Below are 24,478 nucleotides of genomic sequence, written 5' to 3'. Positions count from 1 at the left end.
GGCGCGCTACGGCCGGTCCCCGGCCCCGGGCGCCGCGCACGACCCGTCCGTGTCGCACACCTCGGCGTCGGCCGACGCTCCCCCGACCGGGGTGAGGGTGGTGACCGGACGGCTCTCCCACGCCTGCTCCAGCGCCTGGGTGAACACCTCGGCGGGCTGCCCGCCGGAGACCCCGATCCGCCGGTCGAAGACGAAGAACGGCACCCCGTTCGCCCCCAGCGCGGCGGCCTCGCGCTGGTCGGCCCGTACCTCCTCGGCGTAGGTGTCGCCGTCGAGCACCCCGCGCGCCTCGGCCTCGTCGAGCCCGGCCTCGACCGCGAGACCCACCAGGGTCTCCCGGTCGTAGACGGACCGCTCCTCGGCGAAGTTCACCCGGTAGACGAGGTCGAGCAGCTCGCTCTGGCGGCCCCGGTCTTTGGCCAGGTGCAGCAGCCGGTGGATGGCGAAGGTGCTGCCGTAGTCACGCCCGTCGACCAGATAGCCGAGCCCCTCCGACCGCGCGTTGGAGGCGACGTGCTCCTCCATCGAGCGGGCCTCCGCGAGGCTGCGCCCGTACTTGGCCGCCAGCATGTCGATCACCGGTCCGGTCTTCCCCCCGGTCAGGGACGGGTCCAGCTCGAAGGAGCGGTGGACCACCTCGACACCGTCCCGGTGGGCGAATTCCGCGAGCCCCTTCTCGAACCGGGCCTTGCCTATGTAGCACCAGGGGCAGGCGATGTCCGACCAGATCTCGACGCGCATGGGTCCGCTTCTCTCCGAAGTCACGAGCACCCGTACGGCACCGATGTCCCGTACGGCACGGAGGCACCCTCCGCCGCTACGGAAACGCCCCGATCCGGCCCCTCATTCCCGGCCACCGCTCCGGGCTACCGCACCTGGTGGATGTAGAGGGCCCCGCACGCGTGGCACAGCGGCCGCCCGGCCTCCGTACCCCAGGCGTCGGCCGACTGGGTGACCGCCGCCATGTCCAGATCCCGCCCGCACAGCGCGACCGGCTCGCCGCTCCTCGTCATGTGCCACACCTCGAACCGGGCGTCCGGGTCCCTGGGCGAGATCCCGTCCGCGTACTCCGCCCGCATCTCGTAGTCCACGCTGCTTCTCCGCTCTGCTGATCCGCTGATCGACGGCGGCCCGGCCCCACCGGCCCGGCCGCCCGGCGACGCATGATTTCCGCGCGGCCGGGCCGCCGAAACAAGCACGCGGCCGGAGCGCCGGGACCGGCCTGCGTCACAGGACGCCCTTGCGCCACTCCCGTATCAGCAGATAGCCGAGGTAGACGCCCCCGATGGCCATCGTGTAGATCCCGACCGGCAGGCCCTCGAAGAGGGGCAGCTGCTGGGCGCAGAGATCCGCGAGGACCAGCGACACCGCGCCGACCAGGGCGGACAGCGTCAGATGGGGGCCCGAGCCGCGGGTGAGGCGTTTGGCCGTCTGGGGGGCGGTCAGGGCGATGAAGGCGATGGGGCCCGCGACGCCGACCGCCCCGGCGGACAGGACGATCGAGAGAAGGACGGCGAGGGTCTTCGTGGTCCGGGGCTCGGCGCCGAGGCCCGCCGCGATCTCGTCGCCCATCTCGCCGATGTCGAGACGGCGCGCGATCAGGACGGTGAGCGGGGCGACGACCAGGAGGATCAGCCAGATGGTGGCCGCATGGTCCCAGTCCCGGGCCGCCAGACTGCCGTTGACGTACGCGGTGAGGACGGCGGCCCTGTCGCGCTCGACGGCGTAGACGACGTACTGGATGACCGCCGTGGCGATGGCCGCCACGCCGATACCGGCGACGACCAGCCGCCCGGGGTCACGGAATCCGCTGCCGGTCGACACGTACACCAGCGCCATCGCGAGCAGCGCCCCGGCGAGCGCGCCGACGGGGACGGGGACCGTGCCGGGCAGGAGCAGGGCGACGATCGCGGCGCCCGCGCCCGCCCCGGCGCCGAGGCCGATGACATCCGGGCTGCCGAGCGGGTTGCGGGTGACCGACTGGAACAGCGCGCCCGACAGCCCGAGCGCCGCTCCGGTGCCGATGCCGACGGCCAGGCGCGGGCCGCGCAGCCGCTCCAGGACGAACGCGTTCGTACCGCGCGCGCCGCCCGTCAGGGCGTCGGGGAGGTCGGCGAGCGGGATGCCGAGCCGGCCGAGGGTGAGCGTGGCGACGGCGGCCGGCAGGATCAGCGCCACGGTGACCAGCGCGACGACGACGGACCTCCGCCGGACGGGCAGCGCCACCGTGTGCCCGATGGTCAGGAAACCGCGTGGTCCGGCCGTGGTGGTGGTGATGCTGGTGGTGGTGTGCGCCGGTGTGCGCGTCATCGTGCGTTCCCCCTCATCCGGCGTACGGCGAAGAGCAGCGCGGGCGCTCCGGCGAACGCGGTCACCACACCCACCATCAGCTCCTGCGGGCGCAGTACGGTCCGCCCCACCACGTCCGCCGCCAGCAGCAGCGCGGGCCCCGCGAGGGCCGAGAACGCGATCTGTACGCGGAAGTCGACGCCCACCAGCGCCCGTACGACATGCGGCACGGCCAGCCCGACGAAGGCGATCGGCCCGACCGCCGCCGTCGCCGCCGCGCTCAGCAGGGTCGCCGCGACGAGCCCGCCGCCCCGGACGAGCGCCGGGTGGGCGCCGAGCGAGGTGGCGGAGTCCTCGCCGAGCGCGAGCGCGTTGAGGCCGGGCCCCAGCAGCAGGGCGATGACGAACCCGGCGGCGGCGAACGGCAGGACCGCCCACAGGACGTCGAAGTCCCGGCCACCGAGCGCGCCGACCACCCAGTAGCGGTAGCTGTCGAAGACCTTCGGCCGGCTCAGCGTCACCGCCTGGATGAACGCCATCAGCACCGCCGAGAGGACCGCCCCCGCGAGGACGAGCCGGACCGGACCCGCGCTCGCCCCGGCCGATCCGATGGCGTGGACGAGCAGCCCGGCGAGCAGCGCGCCCGGCAGCGCCCACCCCATGGTGGCCGTCGAGCCCGACACGCCCAGGAAGGCCGTCGCGGCGACGACGCTCGCGGACGCGCCCGCGTTGATGCCGAGCAGGCCGGGGTCGGCGAGGGGGTTACGGGTGACGCCCTGCATCAGCGTTCCGGCGACAGCGAGAGCGAGTCCGGCGAGCAGCCCGAGCGCGGTCCTCGGGTAGCGGCTCTCGACGACGGTGGTGACATACGGGTCGGCGGTGCCGGAGAGGACGTCCACGACGTCCCCGAAGGAGGTGTTCCTGCTGCCGAACATCACGCTCGCGGCCACGGCGAGCGCGAGCACGGCCGGCGCGGCGAGCAGGCCGGCCGTCAGCCGGGCGGCCCCCGCGCGCGAGGTGCGGGGGCCGCCCGGCCGGGCGTACGCGGTGGTGGTCATCCGGTTCTGCCACGCCTCACTTGTCGAGGGTGGCGACGGCCTTGTCGATCAGCGGCAGATAGCGGTCGATGACCCAGGGAACGGTGAGCGGGTTGATGATCGAGGACGCCGTGACGAAGGAGTTGTCGGTGCCCGCGACGACGGAACCGCGCTTGACGGCCGGGATCTCGCCGTACAGCTTCTGCGCCTCGATCTCCTCGCGGGACTTCGCGTCGCTGTAGAACGTGAAGAGCAGATCGCTGTTCTTGAGCTTCTCGCCGTTCTCCAGGCCGATGATCGCGGAGGCGGTGCCCTCGGTCTCCTTGAACGTCTTCACGACCGGGTCGGGGGTGAGCCCCAGCGAGCTGACCATCTCGACGCGCTGTTCGTCCGGCAGGAACACCCCGAGGGTGCCGGGGCCCGTCGTATAGACGTACGAGAACGAGACGCCCTGGTACGTCGGGCGGGTCGCGGCTGCGTCGGCGAGCTGCTTCTTGATCGTCGCGGTCAGCGTCTTCGCCTCGGCGGGCTCGCCGAGCGCCTTGGCGATGAGGCCGATCTGCTCGCTCCACTCCGTGGACCAGGCCAGTTCGGGGTAGGCCACGGTCGGCGCGATGTCCGCCAGGATGTCGTACTGCTCCTGGGTGATGCCGGACCAGGGCGCGAGGATCACATCGGGTTCGAGTGCGGTGATGGCCTCGAAGTCGATGTCCTCCCCGCCCTTGAACTGCTGGGGCAGGGTGCCGCCGTCCTCGGTCACCGCCTCGTGGATCCACGGCAGATAGCCGGTCTTGTCGCTGCCCCACTCGTAGCTCTCGATGCCCACCGGGATGTGGCCGAGCGCGATGGCGGTCTCGGCGGAGCCCTGTCCCAGGGTGACGACGCGCTCCGGCTGCTCGGTTATCTTCGCCGTGCCGAGCGCGCTCCTGATGCTGACCGGGAACGCTCCGCCGCTCGCGACCGCCGTCTCCTTCGACGCGGACCCGGTGGACTCCGTCCCGCCCGACGAGCAGCCGCCGAGGGCGAGCGTGAGCGCGGCGGCCGCCGCCGATACGGCGAGCGTCCGGCGGCGTGCGCGGGTGAACCAGGGTGACATGAGGGTCCTTCATGGGTCGTGGGCAGCGCTGACACGCGATCCGGACGGGGCGGGCCCGACGGACCACGATAGATCGAATCTTAGGTAAGCCTAAGCTAAGTTCGATTTCGCTTTCAAGCCATCGGCCCACCAGGGGAATCCGGCACCACGAACCGCAGCACCTTATGTGCGCCATGGCGAGGATTGTCCGGGTCTGGCCGCCAGCCGTGGCGCCCATAGAAGGACTGGGCACGGGAGTTGGGGGCGAAGACCTCCAGCCGCGCGACCTCGACCCCGGCGCGCCGCCAGGCGGTGACACAGGCGTCGAGGAGCGCGGTGCCGGTGCCGTGGCGCCAGCGGGCGGGGGCGACATGGAGCTGGGTGAGGGTGGTGACGCCCTCGATCCGGCGGTACGCGGCCACGCCGGTCAGCGCGCCCGGCTCCTCGGCGCAGAGCACGGCCGCGTACGGGTCGCCCTCGGTGCGCAGGGCCCGCGACCAGCCTTCGCGGGTGCGGGCGCGTTCGGCGGGGCCGTTGAACGCGTCCTCGGGGAGGTGGCCCCGGTAGTAGGTGGCGCGGGCCTCGGCGTGGAGGGCGGCGATGGCGTCGAGGTCGGCCGGGACGGCGGTTCTGATCACGCCGGTACGGACGGCCCGGGGCGGCGGGGCGGTTCCGGACACGGCGGTCCCGTACCCGGAGGAGGGCCGTACCCAGCGGTCCCGTACACGGAGAAGGGGGGAGGCGCGGCATGTCCCTCCGCGCCTCCCCCCTTCGGCTCCTGGCCGCCGCGGCCCGCCGGTCAGCTGCCGTCGCGCAGCTCCGCGACGCCCTCCTCACGGAAGGCGATCCGGTCGAACGTCACCGCGCACCCCTCACCCACCGGCGCCTGCGCCAGGAAGCCGACGCGCGCGGACGCGGCCTCCTCGGCGGTGCCGAGGGCGAAGAAGCGGACGAAGGTCCACCGTACGCCGTCCGCCGAGGCGTGGAACGCGAACGCCCTGCCGGTACGGCTGATCCGCAGCCAGTGGCTGTCGCCGTCCACCTCATAGGAGTTGGCGTCGTCGGAGTGGCCCCGGGTGACCACCGTGCAGACGGTGGGGCGGTCCGGGGACAGCTCCAGACAGAGCTTGGCCCACTGGTCCTCGGCGGCCTCCAGGCAGAGGACACCCGCGTCGTAGGCGCCGGCGAAGCCGACCGCGACGCGGGCGATCAGCTGGAAGTCGCCCTTCGGCGTGCCGAGGAGCCGGGGCGCGTCGGAGGAGAGGGTCAGGGACTCCTCCGACGGCGGGACGAAACGGTCCTGCCGGGCGCCCGCCCGGCCGGTGAGCACGCCGTCCCCGTACCGCCAGCTCCCCTCGGGGCCCAGAGGCCGCAGAGAGAAGGGCAGTTCGGGGAGGGCGAGCCCCAAGGACCCCGAGGACCCCAGGTCGTCCGTCATGACCGTCCCTCAGTTCTCGGGGCGGCCGTCGACGCGGCGGGGCAGGTCCTGCGGGTTGTCGTCGCGCAGCTCCGGCGGGAGCAGTCCGACCGGGGTGGACTGGTACGAGACCGGGCGCAGCCAGCGCTCGATCGCCGTGGCACCGACCGAGGTGGAGGTGGAGGTCGTCGCCGGGTACGGGCCGCCGTGCTGCTGCGCGGGGGCGACCGCGACACCGGTCGGCCAGCCGTTGACCAGGACACGGCCGGCCAGTGGGGTCAGCTCGGCGAGCAGTTCGGCGGCGCCGGGCACGGTGGCGTCGGCCTCCTCGTCCGCGAGCTGGAGGGTGGCGGTGAGGTTGCCGGGGAGCCGGGAGAGCACGGCGGTGATCTCGTCGGTCGAGGCGTACCGCGCGACGACCGTCACCGGGCCGAAGCACTCCTCCAGCAGGAGGTCGTGCGGGCCCTCGGCGGCCAGCAGCGCGGCGGGCACGGTCAGGAATCCCGCGCTGACGGTGTGTTCGCCGCCCGCGCCGGGGGTGATCGGGGCGTCGACGCCGGGGAGCGCGGCCCGCTCGCCGACGCCCGCCACGAACGCGTCCCGCATCCGGTGGTCGAGCATCACGCCGGGCTCGGTCTCGCTGACGGCGCTGGTCAGGGTCTTGAGCAGCCGGTCGCCGGGCTCACCGGCCGGGGCCAGGACGAAGCCGGGCTTGGTGCAGAACTGCCCGACGCCCAGGGTCATCGAGCCGGCCAGGCCCGCGCCGATCTCCTCGGCGCGCGAGGCGGCGGCGGCCTCGGTGACCACGACGGGGTTGAGCGAACCCAGCTCGCCGTGGAAGGGGATGGGCCGGGGGCGGGACGACGCCGCGTCGAACAGGGCGCGCCCGCCCCGTACCGAACCGGTGAAGCCGGCGGCGGCGACCAGCGGGTGCCCGACCAGCTCGACGCCCGCCTCGAAGCCGTGCACCAGGGTCACGACGTTCTCGTCGAGACCGACCTCGGCGGCGGCCCGGCGCAGCACGGAGGCGCACAGCTCGGAGGTGGCGGGGTGGTCGGGGTGCGCCTTGACGACGACGGGGCAGCCGGCCGCGAGCGCGCTCGCGGTGTCGCCGCCCGGTACGGAGAAGGCGAGCGGGAAGTTGCTCGCGGCGTAGACGGCGACGACGCCGAGCGGCACCTTGTAGCGGCGCAGATCGGGCCAGGGCGGGGTGCGGTCGCCGTCGGCGTGGTCGATCCGGATGTCGAGGAACGCGCCCTCGTCGACGACCTCCGCGAAGGCCCGCAGCTGGGCGGTGGTGCGGGCGAGCTCCCCGGTGAGCCGGACGGGGCCGAGCGCGGTCTCCGCGTCGGCGGCCTCGATGACGTGCTCGCCCGCCTCGTCGAGGAGGTCGGCGGCGGTACGCAGCAGCGCGGCGCGCGTGGTGCGGTCGGCGAGCGCGCCGCGGGCGGCGTACGCGCCCCGGACCGCGCGGTCGACCTCCTCGGCCGTGGCCTCGTGGGCGACCTGCTCCCGTGGCTTCCCCGTTCGGGGGTCGACACTCCAGACTGGTGCTGCTGCCACCGCGGCTTCCTTCCATGTGCGTCCGGCCGTCTACAGGCCCGGTTCGAGGTACGTCCGGCCTCAGGGTTGTTCGGTATTCTGAACAAAATTCCTGATAATGAACCTGTACGGACTCTATTTCCGCGCGTTCCGCGTGGTCAAGAGCGGTCGGCCGACCGGGCCGAACAGGCAGGACGAGTGTGCGGGATTGGGGCGAGCGACGATGTCTGCTGCGGAAACCGGTGGGGCGCAGGTCAAGTCCGCGGTGCGGACCGTGGAGCTTCTCGAGTACTTCGCCGGACGCCCCGGCATGCACTCCCTCGCCACCGTCCAGGAGGCCGTCGGCTACCCCAAGTCCAGCCTCTACATGCTGCTGCGCACCCTGGTCGAACTGGGCTGGGTGGAGACGGACGCGACCGGCACCCGGTACGGCATCGGGGTGCGGGCCCTGCTGGTCGGCACCTCGTACATCGACGGCGACGAGGTCGTCGCCGCCGCCCGTCCCACCCTGGACCGGCTCTCCGACGACACCAGCGAGACCATCCACCTGGCGCGGCTCGACGGCACGAACGTCGTCTATCTCGCCACTCGCCAGTCCCCGCACTATCTGCGCCCCTTCACCCGGGTCGGCCGCCGGCTGCCCGCCCACTCCACCTCGCTCGGCAAGGCGCTGCTCGCCACGCACAGCGACGAGCAGGTGCGGGCGATGTTCCCCGCCGAGCTGCCCGCGCTGACCGAGCACACCATCACGGACCGCGAGCGGCTCATCGAGGAGCTGGCCGCCATCCGTGAGCAGGGGTACGCCGTGGACCGCGAGGAGAACACCCTCGGGCTGCGCTGCTTCGGCGTCGCCATCCCCTACCGGACCCCGGCGCGCGACGCGATCAGCTGCTCGGTGCCGGTGGCCAGGCTCACCACCGGGCACGAGCAGCTGGTCAAGGACGCGCTGTTCGACGCCCGCGAGCGACTGCTGCTGGCCACCCGCAGGCTCTGAGACCTGCCAGTCGCCGGGCCGACAAGATGAAGAATTGCTGAGAAGACCGGCAAAACGGGAACGCCACCCCCGATCCGGCTCGTCCCTCGTACGGGATGAACAAGACGATCAGACACACAGCGGTCCTCTGTCTGCTCATGGTCCTCGCCCTCATGCTGCGGGCGACCTGGTTGCAGGCATACGAGGCCAAGGCCCTCGCCGACGACACGTACAACCGGCGGCACGCCATCGAGCAGTACGCGCGGCCGCAGGGCGACATCATCGTGGCCGGTTCGCCGGTCACCGGATCGCGGAGGACGACGGGCGGCGATCTGGCCTATGCGCGGACGTACACCGAGGGCGCCCTGTACGCGCCCGTCACCGGTTTCAGCTCGCAGGTGTACGGCTCGACCCAGCTGGAGGGCATCTTCGCGGATGTGCTCGACGGGACGGACAGCCGGCTGGGGAGCCCCCTCGACCTGCTCACCGGCGAGCGGGCCACACCCGGCGACGTACTGACGACGATCGACCCGGCGGTCCAGAAGGCCGGTTACGCGGCGCTCGGCGCCAAGAAAGGCGCGGCCGTCGCGATCGACCCGAAGACCGGCCGGATCCTCGCGGTGGTCAGCACGCCCTCGTACGACCCCTCGAAGATCGCCGGGACGACGGACGGCGCCGCCTGGAAGCGGCTCACCGAGGACACGGACCAGCCGATGGTCAACCGCGCGCTGCGCCGGCCGCTGCCGCCCGGGTCCACGTTCAAGCTGGTCGTCGCGGCGGCGGCGCTGGAGGACGGGCTCTACGCCTCGGTCGACGAGAGGACCGACAGCCCCGACCCGTACACCCTGCCGGGCACCACCACGGTCCTGGGCAACGAGAACACCTCCGCGCCCTGCGAGAACGCCACGATCCGTACCGCGCTGCGCTACTCCTGCAACACCGTCTTCGCGAAGATGGCCGTCCGGCTCGGGCAGGACAAGGTCCGGGCGATGGCCGAGAAGTTCGGGTTCGACGACACCACCCAGGACGTCCCGGTGCGGGCCGCGAAGAGCGTGTACCCGGCCGGGATGGACCGGGCACAGACCGCGCTGTCGGGGATCGGCCAGTTCGATGTGACCGCGACCCCGCTCCAGATGGCGATGGTCTCGGCGGCGCTGGCCGACGACGGGCTGCTGGCGGCGCCGCACATGGTGTCGAAGACGGTGGACGCCAATGGCGACACCCTCCAGTCGTACAAGGACGGGGACACCACCCGGATCGTCTCCTCCTCGACGGCGGAGCAGCTGCGCAGCGCGATGGTGACGGTGGTCGAGGACGGTACGGGGACCAACGCCCGGGTCGACGGCGCCGAGGTCGGCGGCAAGACGGGCACCGCGCAGCACGGCGTGGACAACGACGGGACGCCGTACGCCTGGTTCACCTCGTACGCGAAGCAGGCGTCCAGCGGCCGGGAGGTGGCGGTCGCGGTCGTCGTCGAGGACTCGGGCGCGGCGCGTTCGGAGGTCAGCGGCAACGGTCTGGCGGCGCCGGTCGCGCAGAAGATGATGGCGGCGGCGCTGAAGTAGGCGTCGGGGGCGGCGCCCCGGGGCCGCCCCCGACGTACCGGATCAGAGGCGCCCGATCCCCGGCAGCGCCGCCCTGACGGCCGCCAGGTCCGCGTCCGAGGCCAGTCCCGCGTGGTAGAGCCGCAGTTCGGTCGCGCCGTACTCGGCGGCCCGTGCCGCGTTCCGCGCGAGGCCCGCCGGGTCACCGCCCATTCCGCCGACGACCCCGAAGTTGGCGGCCAGCACGGAGGTTCCGGTCCGGTGTCCGGCGAAGGGCGGCAGTACGTCCCGGGCGGCCCCTCCCGAACAGGGCAGGACGACCCCGTCGGCGATCCCCAGGATGTGCGCGGGGTCCACTCCGACGTTGGCCCCGACACGGTAGGACACGGGGTCGGCGTGCAGCAGCACCTGGAACCCGGGGGCCGCTGCCGCGCGTACGGCGGCGACGGCCGACTCCTGGAACGTACGGGCCACCGTGCCCCGCCACGCGAAGGTGAGCGCGGCGAGGTCCGCGCCGAGGAGCTTCTCGACGGCGGGCCGGCCCGTGTCGGTGGAGCCGGTGGCCCAGACGGGCTCCAGCGCGCGCCGGACTGCGGCGGCCAGTTCGCCGGGGTCCGCGCCCCGTCCCGCGTACCCCTCCCGGCAGACGGCGCAGAAGCAGAGCGCCATCAGATACTGCGCCGCGTCGCCGAGCGCGATGCCCGCCGTCTTGTCATGGGCGTGCAGATGCCCGAATCCGTACCAGCCGCACGACTCCAGCTCGGTGCCGCCCGCCCCCGGCCGTACGGCGGCCTCGGCCGCCAGTTCGGTCAGATACGCGGCGACCTCGGGCCGGGCGATGCAGGGCGCCCAGGGGTAGCGGTCGCCGTAGGCGTTGACCACGGAGGTGCCGGGGTGCTCGGCGCCGAGACGGGAGCTGTGCGCGAGGATCACCCAGCTGTGTACGTCGAGACCGGCGGCGGCGAGCGCCTCGGCCGCCTCGCCGTAGGCGTCGCCGGAGGCCCAGCCGCCGGGCGTGTACGGCTTCAGCTCGTGGCGGGCCCAGCGCGCGGCGTCCGGCGGGTAGAGCACGGAGGCGTACTCGGCGGTGACGACGCGGTGGCGCGGGTGGCGCGGGGTCAGGGCGCGGGTGGAGTGGTAGGCGGCGGCGAGGGTGACCTGTTGGACGCCGAGGTCCGCGATCCTGGCCGCGGCGTCCGGGTCCCCGACGATGTCCCAGGGATAGACGAAGGTGGAGGTCTTCACGCGCTCTCGCCCTCCGTCGCGTCGGCCGTACCGGCCTCCAGCAGGGCGTATCCCCGCTCGATGATCCCGGTCAGCTCCTTGAGGTGCGCGGGGAGCGGCTCGCTGAGCGGCGGGCGCACCTCACCGACATCGAGGCCGCGCATCCTGACGCCCGCCTTGACCAGCGCGACGGCGTATCCGCGCCCCTTGGAGCGCAGTTCTACCAGCGGGCGGAAGAAGCCGTCCAGGAGGCGGCTCGTGGTCGCGTCGTCGCCGGTGGCCAGGGCCCGGTGGAAGGCGAGGGCGATCTCGGGGGCGAAGCAGAAGACGGCGGAGGAGTAGAGGGTGACGCCGATGCCCCGGTAGGCGAGGCCGGTGAGCTCGGCGGTGGGCAGGCCGTTGAAGTACAGGAAGTCCCGGCCGGGGTGGGCGGTGCGTACGGCGCTGACGATGCGCTGCATCAGTTCGAGGTCGCCGGCGCCGTCCTTGAGGCCGACGATGCCGTCAACTCCGGCCATTGCGACGACGGTCTCGGGGGTGAAGATCGCGTTGTCACGTTGATAAACGATGGTCTCCAAAGAGGTCGCCCCGGCCAGCGCCGTGTAGTGGCGCAGCAGCCCCGCCTGGTCGGCGACGACCAGGTACGGCGGCATGGCGAGCAGTCCGTCCGCGCCCGCCTCCTCCGCGATCCGCGCGTACTGGATCGCCGGCGCCGTGCCGTAACCGGTGCCCGCCACGACGGGGACCCGGCCCGCAGTCTCCTCGACGGCGGCGGCGACGCAGGCGCGGAACTCCTCCGGGGTCAGGGCGTGGAACTCGCCCGTACCGCAGCAGGCGAAGACGGCGGCGGCGCCCGCCTCGATGCCGTTCCGGACGTGCTCGCGGAAGGCGTCGAGGTCGAGTCCGCCGTCGGGTCCGTACGCGGTGACGGGGAAGAACAGCGGCCCGGCGACATGGGTGAGGCGGGCGGCGAGCGGGGCTGAGGTCACGGGGCGCTCCCTGGCAGGTGCGGACGGCGGGCGGGTCGGGGTGTTCCACCGACCACCCTGTGCGACCACCCCTGCGGCCTTCGTGCACAACTATGATCGGCGTCCATATTTCTGAACGCCATCACGCTAGGCCAGCCCCTCCGCACCGGTCAAGACGGGAAACCGCGACTCAAGGACGGACCCACCCCCTCCGGGTGACACTTGACGGCGGTCCGCCGCACTCCCTACCTTGTCCACGCATGTGAATTTCGTCTACGCATATACGCGTCTACGCCTACACGTCAGATCCGGCCCCCGGACATCGAATCCGGCCGGGACCGCTGGAACCCGGACCCGCCGACCCCCGGACCGCCGGACCCCGAGCCGTCCGCACCCGAGCCGTCGAGACCCGAGCCGTCGAGGAGATTCCCTCATGCCCGCACCCCGCACCGTCCTGCTCACCGGCGCCGCAGGCGGTCTCGGCACCCTGATGCGCGGCCTGCTGCCCGCGTACGGCTACGAGCTGCGGCTCTTCGACGCCACCCCCATCGAGGACGCGCCCGGCTCCATCGCGGCCGATCTGGCCGACAAGGAGGCGCTGCGCGAGGCCGTGCGCGGGGTCGACGCGATCATCCATCTCGCGGGGATCTCCCTGGAAGCGTCCTTCGACAAGATCCTCCGGGCCAATATCGAGGGGACGTACAACCTCTACGAGGCCGCCCGCGCGGAAGGCGTACGCCGTACGGTCTTCGCCTCCAGCAACCACGCGGTGGGCTTCACCCCGCGCCCGCAGGGCGACGATCCGCTGATCCCGGTCACCACCCCGCACCGCCCCGACACGTTCTACGGGCTGTCCAAGTCCTTCGGGGAGGACCTCGCCCAGTTCTACTGGGACAAGTACGGCATGGAGACCGTCTCCGTACGGATCGGCTCCTGCTTCGCCGAACCCAGCTCGGTGCGGATGCTCTCCATCTGGCTGAGCCCCGACGACTGCGCCCGGCTGCTGCACGCGGCGCTCACCGCCGACGAGGTCGGCCACAGCGTCGTCTACGGCTCCTCCGCCAACACCCGCCTGTGGTGGGACCTGACGACCGCGCGGGCACTCGGGTACGACCCGCGCGACGACTCCGAGCCGTACGCGGAGAAGCTCATCGCGGAACAGGGCGAGCTGGACCCCCGGAACCCGGCCCACGCTTGCCTGGGCGGCGCCTTCACCACCGATCCGCCGCGCTGGGCGCACTGACCCGTCCGGTCATACCAACACAAGACGGACGCGATCCGCCGGGTAAGGGAACGGCAAAGCCGGGTCGTTCGTTCACGCGGCATGACAGCTATGACCCCCGGCTCGAACATCCCCCTCTCCACCGCCCATGTCGCGGTGGACGTCGCCGCCCCCGTGCGGCTCGACGTATCGGGCCTGCTGCTCACCGCCGACGGCAAGGTGCGCTCAGACGACGACTTCATCTTCTACAACCAGCCGTCGGGCCCCGGCGTGAGCTACCGCTCGGGCGGGGGCACCGCGCCCGACGCGATCGTCGTCGACACCGCCGCCGTGCCCGCCGGCATCGAGAAGATCGTCGTCACCGCGAGCCCGGACGCCGCGGGCCAGACCTTCCAGGGCGTCGAGCCCACCGCCACCATCCGTGACGCGGCCACCGGCGCCACGCTGGCCACCTTCGCCCCGCCCCGGCTCGGGGACGAGACCGCGCTGGTGATCGTGGAGATCTATCTGCGCAACGGAGCGTGGAAGGCCCGCGCGGTCGGCCAGGGGTACGCCAACGGGCTGGCCGGGATCGCCACCGACTTCGGCGTCTCGGTCGAGGAGCCCGCCCCGGCCCCGGTCGCCGCGCCGGTCGCCGCCCCGGTCGCCGCGCCTCCGGTCCCGGCCGCCCCGGTGGCCGCGCCCGGCAGCGGGAAGATCAACCTGGACAAGGGCCGGGTCAGCCTCCAGAAGAACCAGACCGTGTCCCTGGTCAAGGGCGGCCGCCCGCTGCTCTCCCAGGTCAAGATGGGCCTCGGCTGGGAGCCCGCGTACCGGGGCAAGGACATCGACCTCGACGCCTCCGTGATCGCCTACGGCCCCCGCCGCGACCATCTGGACAGCTGCTACTTCGGCAAGCTCTCGATCCTCAACGGAGCGATCAAGCACTCCGGCGACAACCTCACGGGCGACGGCGCGGGCGACGACGAAGTCATCGTCGTGGACCTCGGCCGGATCCCCGCCGAGGCGTCGGGCCTGGTCTTCACGGTCAACTCCTTCTCCGGGCAGAAGTTCACCGAGGTCTCCAAGGCGTACTGCCGGCTGCTGGACGCCTCGACCGGCGAGGAGCTGGTCCGCTTCGACCTGACGAGCACGGAGGCGCAGACGGGCGTGATGATGGCGAAGCTGATCCGCCAGTTCTCCGGAGAGTGGGAGATGACCGCCCTCGGCGAGTTCGTCAAGTCCCGTACGGTACGCGGCATGGTGAAGCCCGCGGCCAAGGCGCTCTGACCCGGAGAGTCGCACGGGTACGGACGGACGGCTGTACCGCTCCGGACAGCACGAAGCCCCTGGCCGCCGCAGGTCCTGAATAATCCGCGGCGGAGCCAGGGGCTCGTCTCCAGGCTCGGTGCCGGCGGAATCCGGACCGGCAAGCTCCGGACTGGCTTCAGAGCTTGGTGAGTTTGGAGAAGGGGCTCAGGATCCTCCCCTGTCGCCCCGAGAAATCGATGAGCACAGCATGTTCGCCCTCGACTCCGATGACTCTTCCCAACCCGAACTGATCGTGGGAGACACGGTCCCCCACATCGAACTGCTCGGGCGGGGGTGAGGCCGGGGCCTGGCGGTTGAAGGGACTGGACGGCAGGTGGCGCCGGGATCCGGCTGACTTTGTCATTACTTTGAGTATGCGCCCAAGGAGCCCCACCGCGCCATGCCCGACAACCGAAGAGGCCCCGGATCACCCCTACCGGCGACGCCCCGGCCGCCCCCGAAGGCCCGAATCAAAACCGCATAAGGCCGGACAAAAACAGCGGGAACAGCGACGCGAACAGCACGGACGGCGTCGGCGGCGGGGCCCCGGGCCACCGCGCGGAGCATGAAACGTGTGGCGAAAAACTTTCCCCGTTTCCTCACTCGTCCCACACCCGTCCCCCGTCCCGCACCTGCGCTACCACGCTCCGAAGCCACCTCGGCCCCCCTTGCCCGGGGCCCCTCAGCCCCCCGCGCGCGACCGTGCCTTGAACGCGGCCTTCCGCGCGGCCTTGGACGCCGTACGGTCCCGGTGCAGCCGGCCCATCGCCTCCAGCACCTCCGCCGTCGCCGGGTGGTCCACCCGCCAGGCCGCCTCGAAGAAGCCGCTGTGCTGCCCGACCAGCCCCTCGACCAGCTCCTGGAGCTCGTCGGGCTCGCCCTCCGCGTCGAGCTGCGCGGCGATCGTGTCGACCGCCAGCCAGAAGATCATCGACTCGGGCGGCGGCGGTACGTCGGACGCCCCCAGCTCCGCCAGCCAGACCCGGGCCAGCCCGCCCAGCTCCGCGTCGTCCAGCACCTCCCGAACCGCCGCCCCGGCCTCCGCGCCGACCAGGGAGAGCGCCTGCTGACAGTGGAGCCGGCGCAGCGGCGCGCCGGTGTCGGCGCCCCGGGCGGCGGCCAGCAGATCGCGCGCCGCCTCGGCCGGGGCGCGCCCGGCCAGCCAGCGCTCCGTCTCGGCGCGGGCGGACAGCTCGGGGAAGCGCGCGACACCGTCCAGCAGCGCGTGGGCGTCCTTGTCCGCCAGCTCGCCCACGACGGGCGCGTCGACGCCCGCCTCCAGCATCCTGGCCCTGATCCCGTAGAGCCCTAGGGGCGTCAGCCGGACCATGCCGTACCGGGTGACGTCCTCCTCGTCGACGGAGAGCGACCCGGCGTCCGGGACGCCGTCAAAGGTGCCGTCCGAGGCGTCCTCCACCATCAGCGCCTCGTCCACCGGTACGTACGAGACCAGCCCGATCGGCTCCAGCAGCCTGAACTGCTCATCCAGCTGCATCATCGCCTCCGACACCTGTTCGAGCACGTCGTCGGTGGGCTCGCCCATGTCGTCGGGCACGATCATCGACGCGGCGAGCACGGGCAGCGGTACGGGGCCCTCGGCGCCGCCCCCGTCGGTGACGGTGAGCAGATAGAGATTGCCGAGGACGCCCTCCAGGAACTCCGCCTCCGCGTCCGGGTCCCAGTCGAGCGACTCGAAGTCGATCTCGCCGTCCGCGCCGATGGCCGCCGCCAGATCGTCCAGGACCGGCGCGGTCGCGTCGGCGAACACCACGTCCAGGGCGTCCAGCCAGAGCGACAGGATGTCCCGCGGCGCGCCCGAGGTGACCACCCCGAGCTGCTCGCCCGGAGTGACGCGGCCCTCGGCGCCGTCGTCCGAGCGGCCGTGCGCCTGCTCGTCCGGGTCCTCGACCGTCACCAGTCCGGTGTCGACCGCGACCCGCCACGCCTCGCTCGCGTACGCCTCGCCGTCACCCTCCGACAGTCCGTTCGCCCCGGCGCCGAGCCCGAGCACCTCGGCGGCGTCCGGGAGTTGCTCGTCGATCAGCTCCCCGCCGGCCCCCACCCGGGTCTCCGGCCCCGCCCAGCGGGCGAGACGCACGGCTCGGGAGAACAGGGGCGCTGCGAGCGCGTCGCGCGCCAGCTCGGCGTCCGGGAGCAGTCGCACCGGCGGCAGAAAGGGGCGGTCTCCGGGCATCTGACGGATCTCCTCGTGAGTGGTACGAAGGGCAAGGCCGCGTCCAGCGTAGACGTTTCCGTCCCCCTCCCACCCGGCTCACGGACCTTGCGACCGCCTCGCCCCAGGTCGTCCCGCCCCCATGAATCGAACGGCCGTCAGATTGACCAGAATTCGACACGCGTAGAGGCTTCCTCCGGTCCGGAGCTGTAACGTTTCGCGGGTGACCGCCCTGCCTCCGCGCCGGTCGCCCACGCGTCCGGACCTCATCCGGCGCCGAGGCCGATCGCGGGGGTGTGCCGCGTCACCGTGCTGCTCAGCACCCCCGGGAACGCCCGGACCCACACCCACTCCTCGGTCCGCCAATCGATCCCGTCCCCCGCCCGGCCCGGCGTGCGGCCACTCCCGGCTCGTCCAGGCCCGGCCGATCGCCTCGACCGCCGAGCGCCGGCGCTGGGGCGTCCCGGCGCGCCGGACGCCGGCCAGGACGGCGCCCGCACCGGGCCGGGCCGGGAAGGGCGGCGAGCCGTACGAACACGGCGGAACCTCTCGTCGCGCACCCCCGCGGTGCGCCGATAGCCACCATGGTCGAACCCGAAGCGCGGTCGAGGTCAACAGCGCGCGCCACACAGCCTGTTCACGCGCACCGGCCTGTACGCGTGCACAGGGCTTGCGCGTGCGTACAGGCCCTGTACGCACGTACAGCCAAAGCCGATGTCACACCACGACGTCACACCATGACGTCACACCGCGACGTCCCGCAGCGACGTCACACCACGACGTCGAACCACGGTCTGCGGGTGGCCGCCCAGTGCGCCACCCAGCCCGCGAAGCCCTCGCCCTCGGTAGGGTGACCGAACGCCGCCCCGAACGGCGCCGCGCCCACATCACTGATGTTCCATATCCGGCCCCGGTGGGCACCCGTGACCACCAGATGCCAGTACATCCCACAGCCGTCCGTGCCCAGCACCACGCTTCCGTGGTTGCAGACCTCGTCGATCAGCGGCTCTATCTCCTCGTACGGCCGGGGGTCGTCCTCCCACACCCATGCCTCGGTCAGCGGGAAGGGCTCCGAGAGCACGCGTTGCGTCTGGTCACAGCCCCAGTCGGCGGGGAGCGCCGCCAGCGGTATCAGCCCGTCGACGTCCGCGGGCCCCTCCGGACAGCCGTCGCAGATCTCCGCGACCAGTGTGCGGTACGGCTCGGGCAGGACGATCCCCTGCTCGATCTCGAAGGAGCGCACGGCGTCCCAGCCCAGCGGCGGCAGGCAGCTCTCCGCCGGAAAGGCCGCGCGCAGCGCGTCCAGCTCCGTGCGCAACTCGCCGCCCCGGACCCCGTGATCGGCGTACGTGTACTCGGTGTGTTCCGTGTTCATGCTTCTCCATGCCCCCATGTCCTCATATTGGACCAGCACCCACTGACAATCCGGCTCCGCCTACCCCGAGGCGCCCTCGGGCACTCTGTTGTCCGGGGCTCCGTCGCCCACCGGAGACAGATCGCCACGCTCGACCGGGGTCGCCGGGGCCGTCCGTTCCGGCAGCAGGGCGTCGAGTTCCGCGTCGTTCGCGGGACGGGCGGGCCCGGCCGCGCGCCGCAGGGTGTCGCGGTCCACAGTGTCGCGGTCACCGCTGAGCCGTACGATACGACCGCTCTCGGCCCACGCGTACTCATGGACACTTCCGGAGGTGCGGTACCGGACAGTGCCGTCCCCGCGAGCGGTCCACCCGTCCGGTCGCCCCGTCGACCGGTGTCCCGGCGCAGTTCTCGCCGGTCAGCGCCCCCCTGTCCACCGTCAGCCGGATCCGGGCGCCGTCGCCCGCCGAGACGTACACGCTCCCGAAGCCGTCGCCGCCGACGACTCCGACGGGCTGCCGGGCCACCTCGTATCCGTCCGCCCGGATCACATAGATCATCTCGATCGCGGACCGCGCGAAGCACGCCCGCGCCGCCGTCCCGGCCCGGTCGACGGGGGCGGTGGGGGCCGTGGGGACAACGGACCGCGTGGGCTCGGTGGTTGTCCTGAAAGCGCTGGCCGCCCCGGAGGCGACGGGCGCCTCCCCGGCCCCGCAGGCAACCGTCAACACGGCGCGCGGCAGCAGCGGCGGCCCCGGGCGGCTGCGCGGGAAACGCATCATGCGAGCATCCTGCCGCATGTCGCACTGACGGCTGATCAACATTCGGTGCCGATCCTGTCCACAAAAGGTGTCGACGCCCACAACCCCGCCTCCACCGGCCCGGCACCAGGGACAGCGGCGTCGGCGCCCCGGGGTCACAGGTGGGCGCGTCACCCGACGGCCTCCCGCCACCCCCCGCCATTTCACGCCTGCTCAACCCTCGACCCAAGAAGAACGCCTCAACGCGCTGCCCCTGCCGCTGGTCGAGGCGATGATGGCGGCCGGCCTGCCCGGCACGGTCACCACGAAGGCGCTGCCGAACGCGGCCGGGCTGCCCGCGGGACCGGTCCGTGAACCACTGCGGCCCGCCGACCGGCAGGCGGTCGACGGGCTGCTGAGGGTGTACGAGGGGCTGCCGCGTGATCCTGGCGATGGAGGAGAACGCCTCCCGTATCGCTGCTGAGGATGTACGAGGAGCTGCCGCGCGGTCAGTTGTGACTGTGGAGGACCTCGTTGAGGCCGCCCCAGACAGCGTTGTTCGGGCGGGCCTCGACCGCGCCGGTGACCGAGTTGCGGCGGAAGAGGATGTTGCCCGCGCCGGACAGCTCACGGGCCTTGACGATCTGGCCGTCCGGCAGCGTGACCCGCGTACCGGCCGTGACGTAGAGCCCCGCCTCGACGACGCACTCGTCGCCCAGCGCGATCCCGATGCCCGCCTCGGCGCCGATCAGGCAGCGCTCGCCGATGACGATGCGCTCCTTGCCACCACCCGAGAGCGTGCCCATGGTGGAGGCGCCGCCGCCGATGTCGGAGCCGTCGCCGACGACGACCCCGGCGGAGATCCGGCCCTCGACCATGGAGGTGCCGAGCGTGCCCGCGTTGAAGTTGACGAAGCCCTCGTGCATCACGGTGGTGCCCTCGGCGAGATGCGCGCCGAGGCGCACCCGGTCGGCGTCCGCGATCCGGACGCCCCTGGGCGCGACGTAGTCCGTCATCCTCGGGAACTTGTCGACCGAGGTCACCTGGAGGTGCAGCCCCTCCGCGCGCGCGTTGAGCCGTACGGTCTCCAGCGCGTCCACGGCCACCGGGCCGAGCGAGGTCCAGGCGACGTTGGTGAGCAGCCCGAAGAGGCCGTCCAGGTTCTGGCCGTGCGGCTGGACGAGCCGGTGACTGAGCAGGTGCAGCCGCAGATACGCGTCATGCGCGTCCAGCGGCTTGTCGTCGAGCGAGGCGATGACCGTACGGACGGCGACGACCTCGACCCCACGGCGCGCGTCGGCGCCGATGGCCTTGGCCGCGCCCTCCCCCAGCAGCTCCACGGCACGCTCGGCGGTCAGCCGTTCGGTGCCGGCCGGTCCGGGGCCGTCGGAGAGCACGGGGGCCGGGAACCAGGTGTCGAGGACGGTGCCGTCCTCGGTGAGGGTGGCGAGACCGGCGGCGACGGCGCCGGTGGTGCGGGCAGAGCTGGAGGAAGACGTGTCGGTCATGCTCAGAACCTAACGGTCCCGACGGCGCGCGGGCCAACCGGTCTCGGGGAACGGTCCTCAGCTCAGCCGATTGCCCTCGGCCCCGCCCGCCCGGTAGTCGATGTCGTCCTCGGCCCGGGGCAGCGGCCCGTGCCCCTCCGAGTGGTGGTTGACCCAGCCGCAGACACCACAGCTGTACCGGCCGTCGAGGCCGGCGATCAGCGTGCCGCACTGCCGGCACTCGGCGTGGGTGATCTCGGGCCCGGGGGCCGGAACGGACGGGAGTGACGGGAGGGGCGGGGCGCTCATCGGGTCAACCTACCGCCGCACCGGACGCAACCAGCGCCTGTTCGAACAGCGTCGGTGGTGTCAACGACCGGATACGGTATGACATTCGAACGCAACAACGAATATGACTACCAAGCGCGACAAACGAGCGCGACAGCGAAGACAGGGGCAGAGCAGTGACGCAGGAAACGGGGCAGGGTCGGGACGGAACCGACCAGACCGGCCCGAACGGTACGTACGGCCCTCCCGGCCCCGGGGACGCGACCGGCCAGACCGGCCCGAACGGCCCGTACGTCTGGGGCGCCCTGCCCGGCGGCGGCTGGGGCTGGGTGCCGCCGCCGCCCAAACCCGGGGTCATCCCGCTCGGCCCCCTGCGCACCGGCGAGATATTCACCGGCGCCTTCGCCGTCATCGGCCGCTACTGGAAGCCGCTGTTCGGGGTGACCCTCGTGGCGTACGGGGCTGCCGCCCTGGTGGTCGCGGCGACGATGGGCATCGCGTACACCGTCCTGGGCGACCGGATCCAGAGCTTCACCAGCATGCTGTCCGCAGAGGACCTGTCCTTGCCGGTGCTCCGTCCGGTCCTGATCGCGTTCCTCTGTGTCTGGGGCGTCGGCATACTGGCCCTGGTAATCGCCCAGGCGGTGGTCCAGACCGCCTGCCCGGCGGTGATCCAGGAAGCGGTCCTGGGCCGTCCGACGACCTTCGGCGCGGTCATCGGCCGGGTCGGAACGGGCTTCCTGCCGGTGCTCTGCACCACGCTGCTCACCACGGCGATCGCCTTCGCCCCCTTCGTCGTGCTCACGGTGGCCACAGTCGGGATCACCCTCTCGGTCCTCACCCTCGACTCGTCCCCCGACGGCTCCGTCCTCTGGCTGGTCCTGGCCGGCGCCCTGGCCATGCTGGCCCTCGCACCGCTGTCGATCTGGCTCTGGACCCGCTACAGCCTGGCCCCGGCGGCCGCGGTGATCGAGTCCCACGGCCCCGTCATGGCCCTGCGCCGCTCGGCCCAACTGGTCCGCGGGTCCTGGTGGCGCGTCTTCGGCATGTCGGCGCTGGCCCTGCTACTGGCGGGCGTCACCGGAATGCTCATCGAACAGGTCATCAACGTACTGGCCGTCACGGCGGGCCAGACCGCGGCCCTCGACCCCGCCGGCGACCTCACCCCGGGCGACCTCGTCACCTTCCTGAGCGGCTTCGCGATCCTGGCGTTGCTCGCCGGCCTGATCAGCCAGATCCTCACCGCGACCTTCCCCCAACTGGTGCTCGGCCTGCTGTACGTGGACCAGCGCATCCGCAAGGAGAACCTGGCCCCGACCCTGATCGAGGCGGCAGGCCCGAGCCACCCCACGAACGCTCCGCCCGCACCGTAACCAGGGCGCACCCCCCGGACAACCGGACCGCCCTCGGCTGCGGCGCGCCCAGCGAGCACCGGGCCGGGGGCGCAGGCCCCCTGCCCGTCGCATCCCTGCCCCGTCCCCACCGCATAGCGGGCGGCCTGTGACTGTGTTCTGCTGAACTGGTAAGCCTGTTGCCGCCCCCACTCGGCAATAGGGCGGACTTCGACCGGACCGGCCGGAAACGGCTCCCCATAACGCGCCTTTCGCATGCGAACGGCCTCGACGGAGAAGGCGCCGAATTCCTACCGGACGGTAGGGTAATTTACAGCACTGCTTTCCGGATCTTCGCCTCACAAAGCGCCACGACTGGGAACCCTCCGGCCGGGCGGGCGGATTCCGTAACGAATTGGTCGAGCGCGCGAGAATATTTGGTGAAGTCTCAAGCAGTGCGCGTTGGCGGCCTTCGTTCGTCCTGTTTCATGACCTTGTCGAGGGATGTGTACGGGGTCCCTGTGACGCCTCCACGCCGACAGCTCTCGCGTTCACCCCGGCGAGAAACGGCACCCCCCTGCATGAACATGGAGAGACCTATGGCCATCAAGATGTCGACGAAGCGTTTGGTTCGCAGAATGGCGGCGGGAGCCACGCTCGCGGCAACAGCCGCCGTGGCGTTCTCCGGTACCGCACACGCCGATCGCTCCATTTGGTACTACAACGGCTCCGGACACGAGGACATCAAGTACGCGTCACAGGACCGAGCCGCCTTCGAGGCCGCCTGCCGCAGGGCCGACGGCGTCGTTCTCAGCTCCATCGTCGTGAACCACTCGGACACCAGCGCCGATTTCCTGTGGCGCGCGAGGGTGGAATGCGGGGCCAAGCGCGGCTGACCCCCTCCGGGGCGGGCAGGAGGCCGTCCTCACGGACACAGGAGATCCACTCGTGGAAGCGCCGGCCGGCGCGTAGCCGGCCCGCGCTCCCCCGTCGACTCCTGCCCGCAGCCCGGTCAGACCACCGAGGCCCCGGCAAGGCCGCCCACGGCCGTCACCGCTCCCGGATACCCGTGATGAACGCCCGCACGCGGGCACGACTCAGGACGAGCACGGGTTGCTCCGGGCACTTGGAATCACGGATCGCGATCCGAGTACCGACCACCGCAAGTTCAACACAGTTGTTAGCTCCGCCGCTGTAACTGCTCTTACGCCACCGAGCCCCGACGCCAGCGATGAACGTCTGCGCGTCGGAACGACCAACCACCAGCGGTGACAGCTCAGGACGCTTGGAGTCACGGAAAGCCACCTGGCTGTCCAATACCGCAAGTTCAACACAGTCGTTAGCACCACCGCTGTAACTGCTCTTACGCCACCGAGCCCCTGCGAGACCGCTCACGGCCGTCACCTTTCCCGGATAGCAGCGATGAATGCCCGTACGTCGGCGCGGCTCAGGACGAGCGCGGGCCGCTCGGGGCACTTGGAATCACGTACGGCAACACGGTCACCCAACACCGCAAGCTCGACGCAGTCGTTAGCGGCCCCGCTGTACGAACTCTTCTGCCACTGAGCCTGGGCGAGATCCAGTTCGGTCACTTGGGTAGCTCCTTGATCATCTGCTCGATGCGGGTCCGGGTCTCGGGCGGTCCGAGAGCCAGTGCGCGCAGGTGATCGAAGGAGTCTCCGTACGCGTCCACATCTTCCGGATTCTCAAGGTAGATGGAGTTCTGCGGGTTCTCCAGCCACACCAGGTCCGAAGCGGGCTCAGGGAAGCTCATGACCACGAACGGGCCATAAAGACCGGGATGGGCGCCGACTGTGAGCGGCACCAACTGCACCGTGATGTGCGGCGTTTCCTCGATGTCGAGCAGCCGCTTGAGCTGGTCGCGCATTATCTCCGGGGAGCCCACCTGACGCAGCAAGGCCGTTTCCTCGATGATCGCCCAAAGTTTTACTGGGTTCTCGCCTCCGAGGCGCTCCTCCTGCCGTCGCACGCGCACGTCAACGAGGGATGTGACCTGCCTCGGCGTCAGGCCCAGCCCCATGCCGGAGATGACCGCCTCGGCGTAAGCAGGTGTCTGCAACAGCCCCGGCACCAGCAACGGTTGGTAGCTGCACAGCGACAGCGCACTGGCTTCCAGAGTCAGGTAGCCGTCGTATCGGGTGGGGCTGAGCACCGCCGAATACTTCTTCCACCAGGGCTTGCTCCGCGCCCGGTCCGCCCGAACAAGGTCGAGGATGTCGTCCCGTACAGCCGAGTCATCGACGCCGTAAACGTCGAGCATGGCGTTCACCATGACGGGCGTCGTGCCGCGATCCCCGTTCTCCAGGCGGCTCAACGACCCCTGATGTACCTCTATACGGGCGGCTACCTCGTTCAACGTGAGCCCCGATTCATCCCGCAGCTCACGTAGGCGGAGGGCGAGTTGACGTCGGTAGACCGACTGCGGAGTCGGGATCCTCTTCCATGCCATGTGGGGCAGTATGTCGCCCAAGTCACCCACATACAACTCGTTCGGGTTGATTACG

Annotated in this window: 26 protein-coding genes and 1 pseudogene; 7 read left to right on the top strand and 20 right to left on the bottom strand. The window is 71.7% G+C overall.

Features of this window, described 5'->3' with window-relative positions; translation table 11 throughout:
* Positions 1 to 6: 6 nt before the first annotated feature.
* From ACIP8W_RS12395 to ACIP8W_RS12360, 8 genes are all read right to left on the bottom strand, one after another.
* Positions 7 to 741, bottom strand: a complete 735-nt coding sequence (locus ACIP8W_RS12395; protein ID WP_401949070.1) for a DsbA family oxidoreductase — start codon at positions 739 to 741, stop codon at positions 7 to 9.
* Positions 742 to 866: 125 nt separating this feature from the next.
* Entirely contained in the window at positions 867 to 1,091 is a 225-nt protein-coding gene (locus ACIP8W_RS12390) for a hypothetical protein (RefSeq protein ID WP_402202867.1), read from the bottom strand.
* A 136-nt stretch (positions 1,092 to 1,227) separates the two neighbouring features.
* Positions 1,228 to 2,310 (bottom strand): FecCD family ABC transporter permease, encoded by a 1,083-nt coding sequence (locus ACIP8W_RS12385; protein ID WP_401949065.1) that lies wholly within the window; start codon positions 2,308 to 2,310, stop codon positions 1,228 to 1,230.
* Positions 2,307 to 3,347, bottom strand: coding sequence for a FecCD family ABC transporter permease (locus tag ACIP8W_RS12380; protein ID WP_401949062.1), 1,041 nt, complete (start codon positions 3,345 to 3,347; stop codon positions 2,307 to 2,309). Before ACIP8W_RS12380 ends, ACIP8W_RS12385 begins: the two co-directional genes overlap by 4 nt.
* 16 nt (positions 3,348 to 3,363) lie before the next feature.
* Positions 3,364 to 4,422: an iron-siderophore ABC transporter substrate-binding protein gene (locus tag ACIP8W_RS12375; protein WP_401949059.1), complete on the bottom strand. Its 1,059-nt coding sequence runs from the start codon at positions 4,420 to 4,422 to the stop codon at positions 3,364 to 3,366.
* Between the two features lie 113 nt (positions 4,423 to 4,535).
* Positions 4,536 to 5,081 (bottom strand): GNAT family N-acetyltransferase, encoded by a 546-nt coding sequence (locus ACIP8W_RS12370; protein ID WP_401949056.1) that lies wholly within the window; start codon positions 5,079 to 5,081, stop codon positions 4,536 to 4,538.
* A 119-nt stretch (positions 5,082 to 5,200) separates the two neighbouring features.
* A complete protein-coding gene (locus ACIP8W_RS12365; protein WP_401949518.1) occupies positions 5,201 to 5,809 on the bottom strand; it encodes a DUF1349 domain-containing protein in 609 nt (202 codons plus the stop codon).
* Positions 5,810 to 5,848: 39 nt separating this feature from the next.
* The gene (locus tag ACIP8W_RS12360; protein WP_401949054.1) at positions 5,849 to 7,381 is read right to left on the bottom strand and encodes an aldehyde dehydrogenase (NADP(+)); all 1,533 of its coding nucleotides are present in this window, start codon (positions 7,379 to 7,381) and stop codon (positions 5,849 to 5,851) included.
* A gap of 202 nt (positions 7,382 to 7,583) precedes the next feature.
* Between ACIP8W_RS12360 and ACIP8W_RS12355 the strand changes: the two genes are divergently transcribed.
* On the top strand, positions 7,584 to 8,354 hold the full coding sequence (locus ACIP8W_RS12355; protein ID WP_401949052.1) for an IclR family transcriptional regulator: 771 nt from the start codon (positions 7,584 to 7,586) through the stop codon (positions 8,352 to 8,354).
* A gap of 95 nt (positions 8,355 to 8,449) precedes the next feature.
* Positions 8,450 to 9,898, top strand: a complete 1,449-nt coding sequence (locus ACIP8W_RS12350; protein WP_401949049.1) for a penicillin-binding transpeptidase domain-containing protein — start codon at positions 8,450 to 8,452, stop codon at positions 9,896 to 9,898.
* A gap of 42 nt (positions 9,899 to 9,940) precedes the next feature.
* Here the strand turns inward: ACIP8W_RS12350 and ACIP8W_RS12345 are convergent, their stop codons facing one another.
* Positions 9,941 to 11,122 (bottom strand): hypothetical protein, encoded by a 1,182-nt coding sequence (locus tag ACIP8W_RS12345; RefSeq protein WP_402202863.1) that lies wholly within the window; start codon positions 11,120 to 11,122, stop codon positions 9,941 to 9,943.
* Complete coding sequence (locus ACIP8W_RS12340) at positions 11,119 to 12,090, bottom strand: 5-dehydro-4-deoxyglucarate dehydratase (RefSeq protein WP_401949043.1); 972 nt, start codon at positions 12,088 to 12,090, stop codon at positions 11,119 to 11,121. The genes ACIP8W_RS12345 and ACIP8W_RS12340 overlap by 4 nt, the downstream gene beginning before the upstream one ends.
* A 412-nt stretch (positions 12,091 to 12,502) precedes the next feature.
* Here ACIP8W_RS12340 and ACIP8W_RS12335 point away from each other — a divergent pair, with 412 nt between their 5' ends.
* Positions 12,503 to 13,312 (top strand): NAD-dependent epimerase/dehydratase family protein, encoded by an 810-nt coding sequence (locus tag ACIP8W_RS12335; RefSeq protein ID WP_401949041.1) that lies wholly within the window; start codon positions 12,503 to 12,505, stop codon positions 13,310 to 13,312.
* Between the two features lie 90 nt (positions 13,313 to 13,402).
* Complete coding sequence (locus ACIP8W_RS12330; protein WP_401949515.1) at positions 13,403 to 14,560, top strand: TerD family protein; 1,158 nt, start codon at positions 13,403 to 13,405, stop codon at positions 14,558 to 14,560.
* A 157-nt stretch (positions 14,561 to 14,717) separates the two neighbouring features.
* Here the strand turns inward: ACIP8W_RS12330 and ACIP8W_RS12325 are convergent, their stop codons facing one another.
* From ACIP8W_RS12325 to ACIP8W_RS12305, 5 genes are all read right to left on the bottom strand, one after another.
* The gene (locus ACIP8W_RS12325) at positions 14,718 to 14,945 is read right to left on the bottom strand and encodes a hypothetical protein (protein ID WP_114626100.1); all 228 of its coding nucleotides are present in this window, start codon (positions 14,943 to 14,945) and stop codon (positions 14,718 to 14,720) included.
* Positions 14,946 to 15,263: 318 nt separating this feature from the next.
* On the bottom strand, positions 15,264 to 16,775 hold the full coding sequence (locus tag ACIP8W_RS12320; protein WP_402149220.1) for a hypothetical protein: 1,512 nt from the start codon (positions 16,773 to 16,775) through the stop codon (positions 15,264 to 15,266).
* Between the two features lie 748 nt (positions 16,776 to 17,523).
* A complete protein-coding gene (locus ACIP8W_RS12315) occupies positions 17,524 to 18,129 on the bottom strand; it encodes an SMI1/KNR4 family protein (RefSeq protein WP_401949036.1) in 606 nt (201 codons plus the stop codon).
* A gap of 60 nt (positions 18,130 to 18,189) precedes the next feature.
* Complete coding sequence (locus ACIP8W_RS12310) at positions 18,190 to 18,366, bottom strand: hypothetical protein (protein ID WP_401949034.1); 177 nt, start codon at positions 18,364 to 18,366, stop codon at positions 18,190 to 18,192.
* 55 nt (positions 18,367 to 18,421) lie between these two features.
* Positions 18,422 to 18,889, bottom strand: a complete 468-nt coding sequence (locus ACIP8W_RS12305; protein ID WP_401949032.1) for a hypothetical protein — start codon at positions 18,887 to 18,889, stop codon at positions 18,422 to 18,424.
* A 232-nt stretch (positions 18,890 to 19,121) separates the two neighbouring features.
* Here ACIP8W_RS12305 and ACIP8W_RS12300 point away from each other — a divergent pair.
* Positions 19,122 to 19,331 (top strand): annotated as a pseudogene (locus ACIP8W_RS12300) (hypothetical protein); the annotation flags it as partial.
* A gap of 25 nt (positions 19,332 to 19,356) precedes the next feature.
* Here ACIP8W_RS12300 and dapD read toward each other — a convergent pair.
* Positions 19,357 to 20,355, bottom strand: coding sequence for a 2,3,4,5-tetrahydropyridine-2,6-dicarboxylate N-succinyltransferase (dapD, locus tag ACIP8W_RS12295; protein ID WP_402202859.1), 999 nt, complete (start codon positions 20,353 to 20,355; stop codon positions 19,357 to 19,359).
* Positions 20,356 to 20,412: 57 nt separating this feature from the next.
* On the bottom strand, positions 20,413 to 20,643 hold the full coding sequence (locus tag ACIP8W_RS12290; RefSeq protein ID WP_401949026.1) for a hypothetical protein: 231 nt from the start codon (positions 20,641 to 20,643) through the stop codon (positions 20,413 to 20,415).
* A 155-nt stretch (positions 20,644 to 20,798) separates the two neighbouring features.
* Here ACIP8W_RS12290 and ACIP8W_RS12285 point away from each other — a divergent pair, with 155 nt between their 5' ends.
* Together ACIP8W_RS12285 and ACIP8W_RS12280 are read left to right on the top strand one after the other, a co-directional pair.
* Positions 20,799 to 21,995: a hypothetical protein gene (locus ACIP8W_RS12285; RefSeq protein ID WP_401949023.1), complete on the top strand. Its 1,197-nt coding sequence runs from the start codon at positions 20,799 to 20,801 to the stop codon at positions 21,993 to 21,995.
* A gap of 557 nt (positions 21,996 to 22,552) precedes the next feature.
* Entirely contained in the window at positions 22,553 to 22,849 is a 297-nt protein-coding gene (locus ACIP8W_RS12280) for a hypothetical protein (RefSeq protein ID WP_401949020.1), read from the top strand.
* A gap of 154 nt (positions 22,850 to 23,003) precedes the next feature.
* Here the strand turns inward: ACIP8W_RS12280 and ACIP8W_RS12275 are convergent, their stop codons facing one another.
* The 3 genes from ACIP8W_RS12275 to ACIP8W_RS12265 are packed head-to-tail and all read right to left on the bottom strand — an operon-like array spanning position 23,004 to position 24,423.
* Positions 23,004 to 23,348 carry a DUF397 domain-containing protein gene (locus ACIP8W_RS12275; RefSeq protein WP_402202857.1) on the bottom strand — a complete coding sequence of 115 codons (345 nt, stop codon included), beginning with the start codon at positions 23,346 to 23,348 and terminating at the stop codon, positions 23,004 to 23,006.
* A gap of 5 nt (positions 23,349 to 23,353) precedes the next feature.
* Positions 23,354 to 23,545, bottom strand: coding sequence for a DUF397 domain-containing protein (locus ACIP8W_RS12270; RefSeq protein ID WP_401949015.1), 192 nt, complete (start codon positions 23,543 to 23,545; stop codon positions 23,354 to 23,356).
* Positions 23,542 to 24,423, bottom strand: coding sequence for a helix-turn-helix domain-containing protein (locus ACIP8W_RS12265; RefSeq protein ID WP_401949013.1), 882 nt, complete (start codon positions 24,421 to 24,423; stop codon positions 23,542 to 23,544). Before ACIP8W_RS12265 ends, ACIP8W_RS12270 begins: the two co-directional genes overlap by 4 nt.
* Positions 24,424 to 24,478 lie beyond the last annotated feature (55 nt).

Origin of the sequence: Streptomyces sp. NPDC088554, assembly GCF_044752945.1 — a bacterium.
In the GTDB taxonomy this organism is placed as follows: Bacteria; Actinomycetota; Actinomycetes; order Streptomycetales; family Streptomycetaceae; genus Streptomyces.
Note: the sequence above shows the minus strand (reverse complement) of the source record. Positions and strands in the feature narration are given on the sequence as shown.